Source organism: Amycolatopsis sp. WAC 01375, from assembly GCF_003947325.1.
GTDB lineage: Bacteria > Actinomycetota > Actinomycetes > Mycobacteriales > Pseudonocardiaceae > Amycolatopsis.
On the sequence record NZ_QHHW01000063.1, the window covers coordinates 77864 to 97096 of the forward strand.

13 protein-coding genes are annotated in these 19233 nt (G+C 68.7%); all 13 read left to right on the top strand.

What is annotated here, in order from left to right; all coding sequences use genetic code 11:
• Window positions 1–40 precede the first annotated feature (40 nt).
• The 13 genes from DL991_RS41535 to DL991_RS41595 all read left to right on the top strand — a co-directional run bounded on the left by DL991_RS41535 (window position 41) and on the right by DL991_RS41595 (window position 19105).
• Complete coding sequence (locus DL991_RS41535) at window positions 41–5602, top strand: non-ribosomal peptide synthetase (protein ID WP_125789835.1); 5562 nt, start codon at window positions 41–43, stop codon at window positions 5600–5602.
• Between the two features lie 11 nt (window positions 5603–5613).
• Window positions 5614–5823, top strand: a complete 210-nt coding sequence (locus DL991_RS41540; protein ID WP_125789836.1) for an MbtH family protein — start codon at window positions 5614–5616, stop codon at window positions 5821–5823.
• A gap of 133 nt (window positions 5824–5956) precedes the next feature.
• The gene (locus tag DL991_RS41545) at window positions 5957–7132 is read left to right on the top strand and encodes a cytochrome P450 (RefSeq protein ID WP_125789837.1); all 1176 of its coding nucleotides are present in this window, start codon (window positions 5957–5959) and stop codon (window positions 7130–7132) included.
• A gap of 23 nt (window positions 7133–7155) precedes the next feature.
• On the top strand, window positions 7156–8313 hold the full coding sequence (locus DL991_RS41550; RefSeq protein ID WP_125789838.1) for a cytochrome P450: 1158 nt from the start codon (window positions 7156–7158) through the stop codon (window positions 8311–8313).
• Window positions 8303–9499: a cytochrome P450 gene (locus DL991_RS41555; RefSeq protein WP_125789839.1), complete on the top strand. Its 1197-nt coding sequence runs from the start codon at window positions 8303–8305 to the stop codon at window positions 9497–9499. The genes DL991_RS41550 and DL991_RS41555 overlap by 11 nt, the downstream gene beginning before the upstream one ends.
• A gap of 110 nt (window positions 9500–9609) precedes the next feature.
• Window positions 9610–10851: a cytochrome P450 gene (locus tag DL991_RS41560; RefSeq protein WP_125789840.1), complete on the top strand. Its 1242-nt coding sequence runs from the start codon at window positions 9610–9612 to the stop codon at window positions 10849–10851.
• A gap of 40 nt (window positions 10852–10891) precedes the next feature.
• Complete coding sequence (locus DL991_RS41565; RefSeq protein WP_125789841.1) at window positions 10892–12367, top strand: tryptophan halogenase family protein; 1476 nt, start codon at window positions 10892–10894, stop codon at window positions 12365–12367.
• 29 nt (window positions 12368–12396) lie between these two features.
• Entirely contained in the window at window positions 12397–13551 is a 1155-nt protein-coding gene (locus tag DL991_RS41570) for a glycosyltransferase (protein ID WP_125789842.1), read from the top strand.
• Window positions 13552–13602: 51 nt separating this feature from the next.
• Window positions 13603–14829, top strand: a complete 1227-nt coding sequence (locus DL991_RS41575; protein WP_125789843.1) for a glycosyltransferase — start codon at window positions 13603–13605, stop codon at window positions 14827–14829.
• Between the two features lie 32 nt (window positions 14830–14861).
• On the top strand, window positions 14862–15824 hold the full coding sequence (locus DL991_RS41580; RefSeq protein WP_125789844.1) for an acyltransferase domain-containing protein: 963 nt from the start codon (window positions 14862–14864) through the stop codon (window positions 15822–15824).
• A gap of 43 nt (window positions 15825–15867) precedes the next feature.
• Complete coding sequence (locus DL991_RS41585) at window positions 15868–16746, top strand: PIG-L deacetylase family protein (protein ID WP_233599318.1); 879 nt, start codon at window positions 15868–15870, stop codon at window positions 16744–16746.
• A gap of 83 nt (window positions 16747–16829) precedes the next feature.
• Window positions 16830–18491 (top strand): glycosyltransferase family 39 protein, encoded by a 1662-nt coding sequence (locus tag DL991_RS41590; protein ID WP_125789845.1) that lies wholly within the window; start codon window positions 16830–16832, stop codon window positions 18489–18491.
• 140 nt (window positions 18492–18631) lie between these two features.
• Entirely contained in the window at window positions 18632–19105 is a 474-nt protein-coding gene (locus DL991_RS41595; RefSeq protein ID WP_125789846.1) for a thioesterase family protein, read from the top strand.
• Window positions 19106–19233 lie beyond the last annotated feature (128 nt).

The window sequence follows — 19233 nt, forward strand, 5'->3', positions numbered from 1 at the left end:
CCAACGCGAACGCGAGTTCACCCACCGACAGGAGCAGATCGTGACCGTTGACGACACTCGCGCGAAGCCACGTTCCAGCGTGGAGGACGTCTGGCCTCTTTCCCCGCTGCAGGAGGGAATGCTCTACCACACTGTCCTCGACGGCGAGGGGCCCGACACCTACACCGTGCAGACCGTCTACGGCATCGACGGCCCGCTGGACGCCGCCCTGCTGAGGGCGACGTGGCAGGCGCTGGTCGACCGGCACGCCGCCCTGCGGGCCTGTTTCCGTTACGTCAGCGGCGCGCAGATGGTGCAGGTCATCACGCGGGACGCGCAGATCCCTTGGCGCGAAACGGATCTCACCGGGTTACCGGAGGACATCCTCGACAGCGAGGTCGACCGGCTGGCCGCGGACGAGCTGGCCGAGCGCCTCCGGATCGAGGTGGCGCCGCTGATGAAGCTGCACCTGATCCGGCTCGGCCCGGACCGCCACCGGCTCGTGCACACGCTCCACCACGTGCTGACCGACGGCTGGTCGATGCCGATCATCCACCGCGAGCTGGCCGCGATCTACGCGGCGGGCGGGGACGCGTCAGGGCTGCCGCCCACAGTGTCCTATCGGGACTATCTCGCCTGGCTCGGCAAGCAGGACAAGGAAATCGCGCGGGCCGCCTGGCGGGAGGAGTTCGCCGGACTGGACACGCCCGTCGCGGTCGCCCCGGCCGATCCTGGCCGGGTGCCGGAAATCGACACGACGATCGTCGAGCTCTCCACGGAGCTGACGGACGGGCTGGCCGAGTTCGCGCGCGGCCACGACCTCACGCTGAACACTGTCGTGCAGGGCGCGTGGGCCGTCGTGCTGTCGCAGCTCGCCGGCCGGACCGACGTGGTGTTCGGCGCGACCGCTTCGGGGCGTCCCGCCGAACTGGCCGGCGTGGAGTCGATGGTCGGCCAGCTGCTCAACACCCTGCCGGTGCGGGTCCGGCTCGACGGCGCGCGGCGGGCCGTCGACCTGTTCGCCGAACTGCAACGCGGCCAGTCCGCCCTCATGGCCCACCAGCATCTCGGCCTCCAGGACGTGCAGGCCGTCGTCGGACCCGGCGCGGTCTTCGACACGCTCGTCATCTACGAGAACTTCCCTCGCAAGGGGCTCGGGCAGGCGCACGACGGCCTGACCCTGCGGCCGGTCAAGCGCGGGCGCAACTCGTCGCACTACCCGTTCACCCTCGTCACCGGTCCCGGTGAGCAGATGCCGCTGATCCTCGACTACGACCGCGGTCTGTTCGACGAGACGGCCGCCGGATCGGTCGTCGGGGCGCTGGCCCGCGTGCTGGAACGCCTGGTCGCCGAACCCGACGTCCTCGTCGGCCGTCTGACGCTGCTGAGCGAGACCGAACGCGCGCTGGTGGTGGACGAATTCAACGCGACCGCGGGCCCGGTGCCGGGCGACTCCGTCGTCGAGCTGTTCGCGCGGCGGGTCGCCGAAGCGCCCGACGCGGTGGCTATCACCGACGCCGCGGGCGCGGATCTGAGCTATGCCGAGGTCGACCAGGCGTCGAATCGGCTGGCGGCGCACCTCGCCACCCGTGGCGTCGGCCGCGGTGACCGCGTCGGGGTGGCGATGGAGCGGTCGCCGGAGCTGCTGATCGCGTTCCTGGCGAGCTGGAAGGCAGGCGCCGCATACGTTCCGGTGGACGTCGAGTACCCGGCGGAGCGGATCTCGTTCATCCTCGGCGATTCCCAGGTCTCGGTCGTTCTGTGCACCCAGGCCACCAGCGGCGTCGCTCCGGCGGACGCGATCGTTCTCGACGCCCCGGAGACGCGAGCCACTATCGACGCTTTCGCCGCCACAGCACCGGAATTCCGGCCGAGCGCGGACGACTTGGCGTACGTCATGTACACGTCGGGCTCCACCGGTCTGCCCAAGGGCGTGGGGATCCCGCACGGCGCCGTGGCGGGCCTGGCGGGCGACCAGGGCTGGCAGATCGGCCCCGGCGACGGCGTGCTGATGCACGCGACGCACGTCTTCGACCCTTCGCTCTACGCGATGTGGGTGCCGCTTTCGACGGGTGCCCGCGTCCTGCTCACCGAGCCGGGCGTGCTGGACGCGGCCGGAGTGCGGCAGGCCGTCGCACGCGGCGCGAACCATGTCCACCTCACCGCCGGTACTTTCCGCGCTCTGGCGGAAACCTCGCCGGAGTGCTTCGAGGGACTGGTCGAAATCGGCACCGGCGGGGACATCGTTCCGGCGCAGTCCGTGGAGAACCTGCGGCGGGCCCAGCCCGGCCTGCGAGTGCGCAACACCTACGGCCCGACCGAGACCACCCTGTGCGCGACGTGGCTCCCGATCGAACCCGGTGACGTGGTCGACCGGGAACTGCCGATCGGTCACCCCATGACGAACCGCCGGATCCACATCCTCGACGCGTTCCTGCGGCCGGTCGCGCCTGGTGTGGCGGGCGAGCTGTACATCGCGGGTACGGGGCTGGCACGCGGATACCTCGACAGCCCTGGCTTCACGTCCGAGCGCTTCGTGGCGTGCCCGTTCGTCCCGGGCGAGCGCATGTACCGCACCGGTGACCTGGCGCGCTGGACCCGTGACGGCGAGGTCGTGTTCCTCGAACGCGCCGACGACCAGGTGAAGATCCGCGGCTACCGCGTCGAACTGGGCGAGGTCGAGTCCGTGCTGGCGGCTCAGCCGGGCGTGGTCGAGGCCGTCGTCATGGCGCGCGAGGACCAGCCGGGGGAGAAGCGGCTGGTGGGGTACTTCGTCTCCGACGGCGGGGACGCGGGACCGGAGGAGATCCGGCGCCGGATGGGCCTCGTCCTGCCCGCGTACATGGTTCCCATGGCGGTCGTCGCGCTTCCCGGTCTGCCCGTCACACCCAACGGCAAGGTGGATCGCCGCGCCCTGCCCGCCCCGGATCTCGCGGGCCGCGCGTCGGAAAAGGCGCCGGAGAGCGAATCCGAAAAGGTTCTCTGCGAACTGTTCTCGGAGATCCTCGGTGTCGACAACGTGGGCGTCGACGATGCTTTCCACGACCTCGGCGGCAGTTCGGCGCTGGCCATGCGGCTCATCGCGCGGATCCGCGAGGTGATCGGCGTGGATCTGCCCATCCGGCAGCTGTTCTCCTCGCCGACGCCCGCCGGGGTCGCCAGGGCGCTCGCCGCGAAGTCCCGTCCCGCGCTGGAACCCGCCGAGCGGCCGGAGCGGCTCCCGCTCACCGCACGGCAGCTCCGCGCCTGGCTACTGGCCGGCCCCGGTGAGGAGACCGCGGGCCTGCACATCTCGGTCGCGCTGCGGCTGCGCGGCAGGCTCGACGTACCCGGGCTGGCGGCGGCGCTCGGGGACGTCGCGACCCGGCACGAAGTGCTCCGCACGACGTTCCCGGGCGACCCGCAGAGCGTCCGGCAGGACGTCCACGAGGCCGCGGCCATCGAGCTGTCACCGGTTTCGGCCACCGAGGAAGAACTCCCCGGTCTGCTCGCCGGGCTGCGTGCGTCGGTCTTCGACCTCACGCGCGAAGTGCCGTGGCGCTGCGACCTTTTCGCGCTGTCGGAAAAGGAACACGTGCTGCATCTGCGAGTGCACCGGATCCTGGCCGACGACGACTCGATGGACGTGTTCTTCCGTGACCTGGCGGCCGCGTACGGCGCACGGCGTTCGGGCCGGGTCCCGGAGCGTGCACCGCTGGCACTGCAGTTCGCCGACTACGCGATCTGGGAACAGCGGCTCCTCGCGGACGAGGACGAACAGGGCAGCCTGATCAACGAACAGGTCGTCTTCTGGCGGGACACCCTCACCGGGATCGACGGGGAGACGGTGCTCCCGTTCGACCGGCCGCGGCCCGCGGTCCCGTCGCGCGAGGCGGGCACGGTCGCGCTGCGGCTGGACGCCGAGCCGTACAACCGGCTGACCGAGGCGGCGCAACGGCTCGGCGCGGACACGATCCACGTCGTGCACGCCGCGCTCGCCATGCTGCTGACCAGATACGGCGCCGGGCACGACCTCGTGATCGGCACGACGCTGGCGCGGGACGAGGACCTCATCGACCTCGAACCGATGATCGGGCCGTTCGCCCGGCCCTTCGCCCTGCGCACGGATCTCTCCGGTGACCCGACGTTCCTCGAGGTCGTCACCCGGGTGCAGGAGGCTGTCCGGGCCGCGCGGCAGCATCTGGACGTCCCCTTCGAGCGGATCGTCGAACTGCTGGACCTGCCCGCCTCGCTCTCCCGCCACCCCGTGTTCCAGGTGGGACTGGAGGTGGACGAGGAGGACATCGGCGCGTGGGACGCGGCGGAACTGCCCGCGCTGCGCACCAGCGTCGTCTCCGGCGGGACGGAGGTCACGGAGCTGGATCTCGCGTTCAAGCTCACCGAGCGGCTCGACGAGGACGACAACGAGGACGGTCTCGAAGGCACCCTTCGCTACGCGGCCGACTTGTTCGACGAAGCCACGGCGGAATCGGTCGCCCGGCGGCTGGTGCGAGTGCTGGAACAGGTCGCGGAGGATCCCCAGCGGCGGATCGGCGACCTCGACCTCTTCCTCGACGACACCGAACGCGGCCGTCCGGCGATCGCGCCGGCGCGATGGGCAGGGGAGGCACCCTCGGTGGTCGCGGAACTGGGCCCGCTCGGCGCGCTCGTGCTCGACGACCAGCGTCGTCCCGTCGCTCCGGGCGCCGTCGGCGATCTGTACGTCACCGGTCCGGCGGTCGACGAGGGCAAGTCGGGTGAGCCGTGCCCGTTCGGCGAGCCGGGACACCGGATGCTGAACACCGGCCTGCTCGCGCGCAAGACCGCGGCCAAGACCCTGATCGTGGTGGGGGAGCGGCGGCGGTCGAGCACCGCGGTGAAGACCGGCGACTACGAGATCCTGTTGCCGTTGCAGGCAGGCGGCGACCGCCCGCCGCTGTTCTGCGTGCACGCGAGCGGCGGACTGAGCTGGAACTACGGGCCGCTGCTGCGGCACCTTCCCGCGAACCAGCCGGTGTACGGCGTCCAGGCGCGCGGCCTCGCGCGTACGGAACGCTTGCCCGAGAGTGTCGAAGAGATGGCGGCGGACTACCTCGCGCACATCCGTGCCGTGCAGCCGACCGGGCCGTATCACCTGCTCGGCTGGTCGCTCGGCGGCCGGATCGCGCAGGCGATGGCCGCGATGCTCGAAGCCGAAGGGGAAGAGCTCGGCCTGCTGGCCCTGCTCGACGCCTATCCGGTCTACATGGGACGGAACGCGACCGGCACGGTGACCGAAGAGGCCGCGCGGGACGAAGACGGGCTCCAGAAACGAAAAGAGCAAGATCTGGAACTCGCCGGAGGCATGGTCCAAGGGCCCGGCGCGCGGGAGCGGTTGGAAGCCGTGATGCGCAACCTCTGGAAGGTCGGGCCCCAGCACACCGCCTCGCCGTTCAACGGCGACATCCTCCTTTTCGTCGCTTCCGAGGACAGGCCGGCCCATCTGCCGGTTTCGGAAGCCGTCGCCGGCTGGAAGGACTTCACCAGCGGCGCCATCGAACACCACGAGATCCCGACCAACCACTACGACATGGTGCAACCCGCGGCGCTGGTCCGGATCGGATCCATCGTCGCCGAGAAGCTCCGGCCTCTGCCGGGCGCCTGAAAGGAAAGATCATGACCAATCCGTTCGACAACGAAGACGGTTCCTTTTTCGTGCTGGTCAACGACGAGGGGCAGCACTCCCTCTGGCCGACCTTCGCGGAGGTGCCCGCCGGCTGGACCCGCGTCCACGGTGAGGCCTCACGCCAGGAATGCCTCGCCTACGTCGAGGAGAACTGGACGGACCTGCGGCCGAAGAGCCTGATCGCCGAGGTCAACGGCTGAGCCCGAGGTGTCCAGCCGCTCAATCCGGGCGGTTGGACTTGCTCGGCGCCCGCTTGCGGTCGTGAGTGGCGTTTCGGGTTCTAACCCGAAACGCCACTCACGACCCGCCGGACCAAAGACGAAAGGATCTGCCGTGTTCGAAGAGCTCAACGTCGTCCGGGGCTTGGAAATCCACCGGAGGGACCGGTTCGATCCTGGGGCGGAGCTCCTTTCGCTGATGGCCGACGGGCCCCTTTCCGCACTGGGCACCGAGGAGTCCGGCGAACGACGGACAGCGTGGCTCGCCACCGGATACGACGAGGTCCGCCAGGTCCTCAGCTCGGACAAGTTCAGCGCCCGGCTGATCTACGGCGGGACGGCGGCGGGCATCGCCTGGCCCGGTTTCCTCACCCACTACGACCCGCCGGACCACACCCGGCTGCGCCGGTTGGTGACGCCGCCGTTCGCCATCCGGCGGATGCGGGGGTTCGAGCCCCACGTCGAGCGGATCGTCGAAGACACCTTGGACACCATCGAGGACATGGGCGGTCCGGCGGACTTCGTCCCGCACTTCGGCTGGGCCGTCGCCACCACGGCGACCTGCGACTTCCTGGGCATCCCGCGCGACGACCAGGCCGACCTGTCGCGCACCCTGCACGCCAGCCGCACCGAACGGACGGACAAGCGGCGCAACGCGGCGGGCAACAAGTTCATGCAGTACATGAACAAGGCGGTCGCCCGGGTGCGCCGCGATCCCGGTGACGACCTGTTCGGTGTCGTCGTGCGCGAACACGGTGACGAGATCACCGACGCGGAACTGGCCGGGGTGGCCGCGTTCATCATGGGCGCGGGCGGCGATCAGGTGGCCCGTTTCCTCGCGGCCGGCGCGTTGCTGATGGTCGATTTCCCGGAGCAGTTCGACCTTCTCCGGGAAAAGCCGGACACGATCCCGGACTGGCTGGAGGAGTTGAACCGGTATCTCACCACCGACGAGAAACTCCACCCGCGCATCGCGAAGGAGGACATCGAGATCGGTGGCCGTCTCGTCAAGGCGGGCGACACGGTCACCTGTTCCCTGCTGGGGGCGAACCGCGCGAACTTCCCCGCGCGAGAGGACGAATTCGACATCACCCGGGAAAAGTCGCCGCATGTCTCGTTCGGGCACGGGATCCACCACTGTCTCGGCAGGCCGCTGGCGGAGATGGTGTTCCGGGTGGCGATTCCCGCGCTGGCCCGGCGTTTTCCCCGGCTGAGGCTCGCCGAGCCCGATCGCAAGCTCAAGTTCGGTCCACCACCGTTCGACGTGGAAGCCCTGCTGCTCGACTGGTAGCGCCAGAAAGCCTGAGGAGAGTCATGGTAGTTCCCTTACCGCATCAGCGGATCCGGCTCGATCCGGCGCCGGAGCTCTGCGCGTTGCGACAGAAGGGCCCGCTGCACGAGTACGACACCGAGGCAGGGCTGGACGGCCGACGGCAATGGCTGGTCACCGGATACGACGAAGTGCGCGAGATCCTCGCCGACGCCACCCGGTTCAGTTCGATGCGACCGGTCGACGACGAGGCGGAGCGGGCCCATCTGCCGGGGATCCTGCAGGCCTACGATCCGCCCGACCACACCCGCCTGCGCGGGACGGTGGCCCCGGCGTTCAGCGTCCGGCGGATCGAGCGGTTGCGGCCGCGGGTCGAAGAGATCATCGAAGAGGGCCTTGACGATCTGGAGAGCATGGGCTCGCCGATCGACTTCGTCCGCTACGCGGGCTGGCCCATCCCGGCGCTCATCGCTTGCGAGTTCCTCGGTGTCCCGCGCGACGATCAGGCCGATTTGTCGCGGATGATCCGGGACAGCCGGGAGAGCCGGATCCCCAAGCAGCGGGTCCAGTCGAGCCTCGGTGTCGTCAACTACTGCGAAAAGCTCGCGGCCCGCGAACGCCGCGATCCCGGCGACGAGCTGATCGGATTCATCGCCCGTGAGCACGGGGACAAGGTCGGCGACGAGGAACTGTCCGGGCTCGCCGAGGCGATCCTGATCGTGGCCGTCGAGCAGATGGCCGCCCAGCTGGCGGTCGCGGTGCTGCTGTTCGCGACGAACCCCGCTCAGCTGTCGCTGCTGCGCGAACGTCCGGAGTTGGTGGACAGCGCGACCGAAGAAGTCCTCCGGTACCCGACGATCGTCGAGGCCCCTTCTCCCCGGACGGCGCTCGTCGACCTGACCATCGCCGGGTACGAGATCCGCGCCGGTGACGTGCTGACCTGCTCGATGCTGGCGGTCAACCGCGCGCTCGGGGACAAGTTCGACATCACCCGGGAGAACAGCCCGGGTCATCTCGCCTTCGGCCACGGCATCCACCACTGTGTCGGCGCTCCGCTGGCCAGGCTCGAGCTGCGGGTCGCGCTGCCGCTACTGGCGCGCCGGTTCCCGGCGCTGCGGCTCGCGGTCCCGGAGGAGGAACTGCGGTTCGTCCCCGGCAAGCCCGCGCCGTTCAACCTCGAGGAGCTCCCCATTGAGTGGTGACGACACGCGCCCGATCCACATCCGCAGGCAGGATCTCGATCCGGCGGGAGAACTGCGCGCCGCCGGTCCGCTGTCGAGGGTCACCGTGGGAACCGGGGCGGACGCCGAGACCACCTGGATGGCCGCGGGCCACTCCGTCGTGCGCCAGGTTTTGGGTGACCACAAGCGGTTCAGCACGCGGCGCCGCTGGCATCAGCGGGACGAGGTCGGCGGGGAGGGCATCTTCCGGCCGAAGGAACTGGTCGGCAATCTGATGGACTACGACCCTCCCGAGCACACCCGGTTGCGGCAGAAGCTGACCCCGGGGTTCACCCTGCGCAAGATGCGGCGCATGGAGCCGTACATCGACCAGATCGTGTCGGAACGGCTCGATGCCATGGCGGACGCGGGATCGCCCGCCGACGTGATCGAACTCGTCGCCGACGAGGTGCCGGGAGCCGTGTTGTGCGAGCTCATCGGCGTTCCCCGGGACGACCGCGCCATGTTCATGAGCCTGTGCCACGGGCATCTCGACGCCACGCGCAGTCAACGGAAGCGGGCGGCCGCCGGCGAGGCGTTCTCCCGCTACCTGCTGGCGATGATCGCCAGGAACCGGAAAGAACCCGGCGAAGGGCTGATCGGAGCGGTCGTCGCCGAACATGGTGACGATGCCACCGATGAGGAGCTGAGAGGCTTTTGCGTGCAGGTGATGCTCGCCGGCGACGACAACATCTCCGGCATGATCGGACTGGGGGTCCTGGCGCTGCTACGGCACCCCGAGCAGATCGCCGCGGTGCGGGGTGACGACCAGTCGGCGGAACGGGCGGTCGACGAGTTGATCCGCTACCTGACGGTGCCGTACGCCCCGACACCCCGGACGGCCATGGAGGACGTCGTCATCGGGGACGAGGTGATCAAGCAGGGCGAGACCGTTCTCTGTTCGCTCCCCATGGCGAACCGCGACCCGGCGCTGGTACCGGATCCGGACCGGCTCGATCTCACGCGGCAGCCCGCGCCGCACGTGGCCTTCGGGCACGGGATCCACCACTGTATCGGCGCTTCGCTGGCCCGCATGGAACTGCGTACGGTCTTCACCTTGCTGTGGCGGCGTTTTCCCGGGCTCAGGCTCGCGGATCCCGCCAAGGAGACCATGTTCCGCCTGACCACCCCGGCTTACGGGCTCACGAGCCTGATGGTCGCGTGGTGATCGGGCCGTCCATGGCGGCGCTGGACGTCCCGCCCGATCACGGATGAAGATTGCGGCGCGGCAACGGCACGGACCGCAATTCCTGGTCAATGAAGGAGCTTCCACTCGGTATGGAGCACGCAATCGACGAGGTCGCGCCGGCCGTGGAGCCGACGGCGAACTACATGACGAGGACGCACTGCGATCCGCACGAGGACATGTTCGCGTTGCGGGAGAAGGGATCGCTGGTCCGGATACTCGGGGACGCCCCCACCCAGCTCGGCAAGGGCTACGTTTGGCAGGCCCTCGGCTACGACGTCGTCCGGAAGATCCTCGGCGATCACGAGAACTTCACCACGCGGCCCCGGCTGACCGAGGCGGAAGCACAACGGACGACCAACGGTGAAGACGTCCCCATGGCGCCGCACTTCGTCGGGCAGATCTCGACCTACGATCCGCCGGAACACACGCGGCTGCGGCGGATGCTGACACCCGAGTTCACCGTCCGGCGGATCCGGAGGCTGGAACCCGCGATCCAGGAACTCATCGACGATCATCTCGACGAGATGGAGGCCGAGGGACCGCACGCGGACCTCCAGGGATTGTTCGCCGACCCGGTCGGCGGCGGCGTGCTGTGCGAACTGCTCGGCATTCCGCGTGATGACCGGGCCGAATTCATCCGGCGAATCAGGCGGAATGTCGATATCAGCCGCGGATTCAAGGCGCGGGCGGCCGACAGCGCGGCGTTCAACCGGTATCTGGACAGCCTCATCACCCGGCAGCGGAAGGACCCCGACGAGGGGTTCATCGGCATGCTCGTCCGAGAGCACGGCGAGAACGTCACGGACGAGGAGCTGAAAGGCCTGTGCACGGCGCTGCTCCTCGGTGGTGTCGAGACCGTCGCGGGGATGATCGGCTTCGGGGTGCTCGCACTGCTGGACGAACCCGAACAGAAAGACCTGGTCTTCGAAGGTCCCGAGAACGTGGATCGCGTGGTCGCCGAACTCCTGCGTTACCTCTCGCCCGTGCAGCAGCCGAACCCGCGAATGGCCATCCGTGACGTCGTCGTCGACGGCAAGCTGATCAAGGCCGGGGACTATGTTCTGTGCTCGATCTTGATGGCCAACCGGGATGAAGCGCTGACGCCGAATCCCAACGTGCTCGACGCGAAGCGTGCTTCCGTCTCGGATGTCGCGTTCGGGCACGGCATCCACTACTGCGTGGGCGCCGCGGTGGCGAGGACGGTGCTGCGCATGGCCTATCGGACGCTGTGGCGCCGTTTTCCCGGGCTCGCGCTGGCGGTACCGGTCGAGGAAGTGAAGCTGCGAAACGCGTTCATCGATTGTCCGGACCGGTTGCCGGTCACCTGGTAGTCACCCGGCGAAGTGCTATTTGACAGAGGAATGGTGGGAGATGTCGGTCGAAGAGTTCGATGTGGTGGTGGCCGGAGGCGGGCCGGGTGGTTCGACGGTGGCTTCGCTGGTGGCCATGCAGGGGCATCGGGTGTTGCTGTTGGAGAAGGAAGTCTTTCCGCGGTACCAGATCGGTGAGTCGTTGCTGCCGTCCACCGTGCACGGGATCTGCCGGATGCTCGGCGTGACGGACGAACTGGCGGCCGCGGGCTTCCCGGTGAAGCGGGGCGGTACTTTCCGTTGGGGCGCTCGTCCGGAGCCGTGGACTTTCTCCTTCTCGGTTTCCCCGCGGATCACCGGGCCGACGTCGTTCGCCTATCAGGTCGAGCGGGCTCGATTCGACGAGATCCTGCTGAACAACGCGCGGCGCAAGGGTGTGGTGGTACGGGAGGAGTGCACGGTCACCGGTGTGCTGGAAGAGGGTGAGCGGGTCACCGGCCTGCGCTATACCGATCCCGATGGTGAACAGCGTGAAGTGTCGGCGACTTTCGTGATCGACGCCTCCGGCAACAAGAGCCGCTTGTACTCCCAAGTCGGCGGCACGCGTAACTATTCGGAGTTCTTCCGCAGTCTGGCGCTGTTCGGCTATTTCGAGGGCGGTAAACGACTGCCCGCCCCGTATTCGGGGAACATCCTGAGTGTCGCGTTCGACAGCGGCTGGTTCTGGTACATTCCGCTGAGCGACACGCTGACCAGTGTCGGCGCGGTGGTGCGCCGGGAGGACGCGGAGAAGATCCAGGGCGACCAGGAGAAGGCGCTCAAGACCTTGATCGCCGAATGCCCCTTGATTTCGGAGTACCTTTCGGACGCGCGCAGGGTGACTTCCGGTAAATATGGCGAGCTGCGGGTTCGCAAGGATTACTCGTACCATCAGACGTCTTTCTGGCGGCCTGGAATGATACTCGTCGGTGATGCCGCGTGCTTCGTGGATCCCGTGTTCTCCTCCGGAGTGCATCTGGCGACTTACAGCGGGCTGCTCGCGGCCCGCTCGATCAACAGTGTTCTCGGCGGGGACACCGACGAGAAGACCGCCTTGACCGAGTTCGAAGCACGCTATCGGCGCGAGTACGGAGTGTTCTACGAGTTCCTCACCTCGTTCTACCAGATGAACGTGAACGAGGATTCGTACTTCTGGCAGGCGAAGAAGGTCACGAACAACCAGCACACCGAGATCGAGTCGTTCGTGGACCTGGTCGGTGGGGTGTCGTCCGGTGAGGCGGCGTTGACGCCGACGGACAGGATCGTGGAGCGCAGCGCCGAGTTCTCCGCGGCCGTGGACCAGATGGCCGGTGGCGACGAAGACAGCATGGTGCCGCTGTACAAGTCGCAGGTGGTCAAGCAGGTGATGCAGGAGGCGGGCCAGGAACAGATGAGGGCGGTGCTCGGTGAAGACGCCGAACCCGAGCTGCCGCTGTTCCCCGGCGGCTTGGTGACCTCGCCCGACGGAATGAGCTGGCTGCCCTATCGCCCGGCGTGACAAAGGACCCACGGAACAGAGGATGAGAAATGCGTGTGTTGTTCTCCGGTAATGGAACACGCGGAGATGTCGAACCGTTGGTGGCACTGGCGCTGCGGTTGCGGGAGCGCGGTGCCGAGGTGCGCATGTGCGCGCCGCCGGACTACGTGGAGCGGATGGCCGAGGTCGGCATACCGCTGACCCGGATCGGCCCGCCGGTGCGAGCGGGAGCCCGCGGGGGAGGGCCGGCGCCCGGTGCGCCCGAGCTCGCGGACGCGACGATCGCCGAGCAGTTCGACCGGATCCCGGCGGTCGCCGAGGGGTGTGACGCGGTGGTCTCGACCGGTTTGGTGTCCGCCGCGGTCGGTGTGCGGTCGGTGGCCGAAAAGCTGGGTATTCCCTACTTCTACACCTTCTACTGCCCCAACTATCTGCCGACGACGGACCGGGACCTGCGTAATCAGGGCGCCTACGACCTGTTCGGCGGTCCGCTCAACAGCCGTCGGGCGTCGGTCGGGTTGGCGCCGGTGGAGAAGATCTTCGATTACGGGTTCACCGAGGAACCGTGGCTCGCCGCGGACGCGGTGCTGGCTCCGGCGCCGCCCGATGTCGCCACCGTGCAGACCGGCGCGTGGATCTCGCCCGACGAGCGGCCGTTGCCGGTGGAGCTGGAAGCGTTCCTGAACGCCGGCCCGCCCCCGGTCTACGTGAGCTTCGGTAGCGGGCCCGCGCCCACCGATGTGGCCACGGTGGCCGTCGAGGCGGTCCGGGCGCAGGGGTACCGGGTGGTGCTCGCCAGGGGCTGGGCCGGACTGGCTCTTCCCGACGATCGGGAGGATTGCCTGGCGGTGGGCGAGGTGAACCATCAGGCGCTGTTCGGCCGCGTGGCCGCCGTCGTGCACCATGGCGGCGCGGGTACGACGACCGTGGCGACCCGGGCCGGTGTCCCGCAGGTCGTGGTGCCCCAGAAGGCCGATCAGCCGTACTTCGCGGGCCGGGTGGCCGACCTGGGCGTCGGGGTGGCACACGACGGTCCGGCCCCGACCTTCGATTCCTTGTCGGCCGCGCTCGCGACGGCCTTGAGCCAGGAGACGCGGGCGCGGGCTTCGGCGGTGGCAGGCACGATCCGCGTCGACGGGACGTCGGTGGCCGCGGACCTGTTGTTCGAGGCGGTCAGCCGGAACAAGCCGACCGTTTCCGCGTAACCCGCACCGAGCAGGTCCGCGAACCAGAACCTACGAATCGGGGAATACCTCATGCGCGTGTTGTTGTCGACGTCCGGAAGCCGCGGAGATGTCGAGCCGCTGGTGGCGCTGGCGGTGCGGTTGCGCGCACTCGGCGCCGAGGTGCGGATGTGCGCGCCGCCGGACTCCGCGGAGCGGCTGGCCGAGGTCGACGTGCCGCTGGTACCGGTCGGTCAGTCGGCGCGAGCGATGCTGCACGGGAAGAAGCGGCCGACACCCGCGGACGGGCCCCGGCTCTCGGCCGAGGCGATCGCCCTGCAGTTCGACAAGATTCCGGCGGCCGCCGAGGGGTGCGACGCGGTGGTCGCGTCCGGCGTGCTTGCCGCCGCGGTCGGGGTGCGGTCGGTGGCCGAGAAACTGGGGATCCCTTATTTCTACGCGTTTTACTGCCCGATCTACCTGCCGTCGCCGTATTACCCGCCGCCGCCACCGCTCGGTGAACCGCCCGCACAGGACGTGACCGACAACCGCGTGCTCTGGGAGAGGAACGACCAGAGCGCCTACCGGCGGTTCGGCGACGCGCTCAACAGCCGCCGGGCTTCGATCGGGCTGGCGCCGGTGGAGAAGATCTTCGATTACGGGTTCACCGATCACCCGTGGCTCGCCGCGGACGCGGTGCTGGCTCCGTTGCGGCCGACGGATCTCGCGGCCGTCCAGACCGGTGCGTGGATCTTGCCCGATACGAGGCCGCTGTCGGCGGAGCTGGAGGCGTTTCTGCGCGCCGGGCCGCCGCCTGTCTACGTGGGTTTCGGCAGTGGGCCGGCGCCCGCCGACGCCGCCAGGCTGGCGGTCGAGGTGGTTCGTGCGCAGGGGCATCGGGTGGTCTTGTCCCGAGGGTGGGCGGACCTGGCTCTTCCCGATGACCAGGAGGATTGCCTGGCGGTGGGCGAGGTGAACCATCAGGTGCTGTTCGGCCGGGTGGCCGCCGTCGTCCACGCGGGCAGCGCGGGCACGACGACCGCGGCCACCCGGGCGGGCGTCCCGCAGGTCGTGGTGCCCCAGATGACCGATCAGCCGTATTACGCGGGCCGGGTGGCCGAGCTGGGCGTCGGGGTGGCACACGACGGTCCGGCCCCGACCTTCGATTCCTTGTCGGCCGCGCTCGCGACGGCCCTGAGCCCGGAGACCCGGGCGCGGGCTTCGGCCGTGGCAGGCACCGTCCGTACCGACGGGGCCGGTGTGGCCGCGAACCTGTTGTTCGAGGCGGTCAGCCGGAACAAGCCGGCTGTTTCCGCTTGACACCGAGTCGTCAAAACCGAGGGCGGTCGCCGATGGATGCCGAAACCGTACGCAGTGCGCTGAAGATGGAGGACGAGAGGAGTGTGGCCTGGCTCTCGGACCTCGAGAAGCTCGGCTCGCCTCCCGAGCCGGTACGACTCCCGCGGGGCGACGAGGCACGAGAGCTCTTGCGGCGGTTGGGGGTGCCGGAGCTCGACGTCGAGGAGATCGTGGCGGCCGCTCCAGAGCCCGATCGTGACCCGGCCCTGTGGTGGCTGCTCGAACGCACCCACCACGCGATCATCCGGAACATGGGCGACTGCCGGGTGAAGCGGCGGGGTGCGCCGAACCTGCCGTCCGGGACAGGCGCCGCCGGGCGTTACTTCCATGTATATGTCTTCCTCGCGACCGTTCCGTCGGTGCGCGGCTTCCACGAGAGCCGGGGAATCCCCGAGAAAGTCACCTGGGAGTCCTTGGCGCAACTGGGGGATTCGGTCGCCACTTATCGCCGCAAGCACGGCGAGGGCGGCATGGACACGCAATGGTGGACCGCCTACTTCCTGAGCGGCATCGTCTACCAGCTCGGCCGTCTCCAGTTCAGCCTCGCCGTCGGCCGTGACGGCACTCCCGAGCTCGGTCTGCACATCCCCGAAGCGGGCGGACCGCTGAAAGGCACCATCTTCTACGACTCGCTGTGCCTTGCCCGCCCGTTCTTCGACCGGCATTTCCCCGAGCACGGCGCGGACGTGCTGACCGGCACATCGTGGTTGCTCGATCCGCAGCTGGAGGAATACCTCTCCGAGGAGTCCCACATCATCCGGTTCAGGCGGGCGTGGACGCGTATCGAGGGCGACCCCGAGCCTGGGGACGACGCGATCCTGGAGTTCGTGTTCCACTACAACGGCGAGCCGCTGGACGAACTTCCCCAGCGCACCTCCCTGGAAAGGGCGGTGGTCGCCCATTTGAGGGCCGGGCGGCACTGGTACGAGTACGCCGGTCATCTTCCGCTTCCGTAAAAGCGTCCTATACGGCCGTTTCACGGTCGAGAGAGGTGAAGACGTGGTGTCTTCCGTCCAGGGTTCCCCGTTGCCGGGTGGCGAGTCCGTCGCCAAACCGAACCCCATGTTCCACGACGCCGGCGCGACCCGGTTACTGGCGATTTCCCCTCATTTGGACGACGCGGTCCTGTCTTTCGGAGCCTGCCTCACCCAAGCGGCGCAAGACGGCGCGAAGGTGACCGTCTACACGGTGTTCGCCGGTACCGCGGCCCCTCCCTATTCTCCCGCGGCGGAACGGATGCACGCGATCTGGGGTCTTTCACCGGATGACGACGCGCCGCTCTATCGCCGAGAGGAGGACATCGCCGCGCTCGGCCATCTGAAGGTGGGCTACCGGCACGGCCGGTTCCTCGACACGATCTATCGCAAGCTGCCCGATGGCGGCTGGCTGGCGGATCACGTGGAAGGCGGGCAAAAGCTGGCGATCAACGAGAAGGCGCCGGAGCGGGATCACGATCTCGTCGCCGAGATCAAGGACGACATCAAGTCGCTCATCGAGGAAGTCGATCCCACGCTGCTCGTCACGTGCGCGGCCATCGGTGGCCATCCCGATCACGAGACCGCGCGAGACGCCGCATTGCTCGCCGCGCACGAGATGAACGTTCCCGTCCGGCTTTGGGAAGACCTCCCCTACGCGGTGTTCCGGCCAGGCGCGGTCGAATTGCCGCAGGGCTTCCAGCTCGGTTCGCCCGATTTCACCGCGGTCGAACCGGAGGCACGGGTACGGAAGTTCGAGTCCGTGGAGTACTACCCGTCCCAGCTGTCGATGCTCAACGGGCGGGACAAGAATCTGTTCGAGCGACTCGAAACGCATGCTCGGAAGACTTCGCCCCCTGGCGGATACGGCGAAACGACCTGGCCGGTCGTGACCGTCGGCTAATCCACCGCCTCTCCCGCCATCGGGTGAGACCGAAGTCCCTGATCCGCCACCCTGCGATGCCGTATCACGCCGGAGGTATCGGAATGTCCGCAACACTGACCTATCTGCCGTCGCGGTCCCCGGACCCCGGACCCGGTGGCGGAGCGAACCGTTGGGCGGTCTGGCGGTCGCCGTCCGATCAGCCGCGTTGGGCCCGGCCGGTGTTGCTGGGCATGGCTTTCGTGGCGATGGTGCTCTATGCCGCGAGCCTGCCGTTCGTCGACTACGCGCCGCTGTACGCGGACGCCGTCAAGAGCATGTCGGGGAGCTGGAAGGCGTTCTTCTTCGGCGCCGTCGACGCGGAGGCCACGTACACCCTCGACAAGCTGGCGGGGTCTTTCGTACCGCAGGCCATCTCGGCCAAGATCTTCGGCTATCACGCCTGGTCGCTGGCGCTGCCGCAGGTGATCGAGGGCGTGATCTCGGTGCTGGTGATGTACCGGGTCGTGCGGCGGTGGGCAGGTGCGGTCCCCGGCCTGCTCGCGGCGGGTATCTTCGCGTTCACCCCGGTCGTCGCGTCGATGTTCGGGCACAGCATGCAGGACGGCCTGCTGACCATGTGCCTGGTCCTCGCGGTGGACGCGTATCAGCGGGCCGTCCTCGAGGCGCGGCTTCGATCCCTGGTCTGGGCAGGAGTCTGGATCGGGCTGGGCTTCCAGGCGAAGATGATGCAGGCGTGGATGATCCTGCCCGCGCTGGCGATCGGCTACCTGCTGACCGCGCCGATCGGACGGCGCCTCCGGCTGAAGCATCTGGGGATCGCCGGAGTGGTGATGCTGGCGGTGTCGCTCTCGTGGGTCGCGCTTTACACCTTCACCCCGGCCGGTTCCCGGCCGTACGTCAGTGGCAGCACGAACAACAGCGCCGTCGCCATGGTGTTCGGATACAACGGCCTCGGGCGCGTGGGCATCGACCTGCCGGGCGCCGCGGACGCCAACGGCAGGAACGGGCCGAAGGTCGGGCCGAAGGCCAAGGAGGGCCCCGGGTCGAGCGGTCGCCCGAAGGTCGGCCCGAAGGCGCACGGCCTGCCGCCGATCGGTGCGGGGCAACTGGGCGGGCCCCCGGGCGGGGACCTGTCCAAGGTGGAGAGCAGGCCGGATCCGATGGGCTGGACCAAGCTGTTCGACGGTCACCTCGGCGTCGCGATCGCCTGGCTGTTCCCGCTCACCGTGCTGTCACTGATCTGCGGGCTCCGGTGGTGGCGCCGGGCCGAACGCACCGACCCGGTGCGCGGCGGGCTGGTGATGTGGGGCGTGTGGCTGGCGACCTTCGGTTTGGTCTTCAGTGCGAGCGCCGTCGCGCACACCGCGTACGTGGCCTCACTCGCGCCGGCGATCGCCGCCCTTTCCGCCATTGGCATCGTGATGTTCTGGCGGGCATACCAGCGTGGCGGAAAGCAGGCCTGGCTACTGCCGATCGCGATCGCGGCCGAACTGGCCTGGGGTGCCTGGCTGTGGTCCCACTATCCGAACTTCCTGCCGTGGGCGAAATGGGGAACGCTCGTGCTCGGCACGGTCGCTCTCGCCCTGCTGATTCTGGCGCGGGTGCGCGAAAACGCCCCCGCGGCCCTGGTCAAGGCCGGGCTCGTCGTCGGCGTCACGGCCATGCTGGCCGCACCCGTCACGTATGCCGCCTCGGTCATCCATCCGAACTACGCCGGCAGCTCCTTCGACGCCAACGCCGGACCGGCGTCAGGTTCCGCGTGAGGTGAGCGATCCGAGAGGGAGGATCCGGGTGCGCAGGTGCCGGATCCTCCCTTCTCGGCGCGTGCGGCGACACCTTCTCACCACAGAGCGGATCCGGTGAACCAAGTCGCCGGACCGTCACGACCATCCGGGGGTACCTGATGACCGAGGCCGTCACCCAGCTCGCGGCCGCCGGCCGTCCGATCGAGGTGCGGGAGACTTCCAGGCGGCACACCTATGACCGCCAGATCCGCTTCGCGGACATCGACGCACACGGCCACGTCAACAACGCCCGTTTCGTCGAGTACCTGGAAGACGCGAGGATCGCCCTCTACCTCGATTACGCCGGTGCCCTGCAGGAAGACCGCGGCGGGTTGCCATCGGTGGGGATGGTGGTCGTCCGGCACGAGGTCGACTACCGCAGGCCGCTCGAATTCGGGCGGCGTTCGGTGCGGATCGAGTCGTGGGTGACCAAGGTCAGCTGGGCCAGTTGCGAACTGGCCGCGGAGATCCGCTCGGACGAAGGGGTGCACATCGAGGCCCGTTCGACGATCGCGGCAGTCGACCAGGACACCGCCAAGCCGCGGCGCTTCACCGTTTCCGAGCGTGCCTTCCTCGAGCGCTACCTGCACTGAGGAGCTATTGAGAAGTAAGGCAACCTGGCGCGGCGGGTCGGGTGGGTCGTGAGTGGTAAGTGTCGTTCTGGCGAGCCTCGGCCCGGGCTGAGGCGGGCCGGTGTGTCGTGAAGGGCCCCTTTGAGACC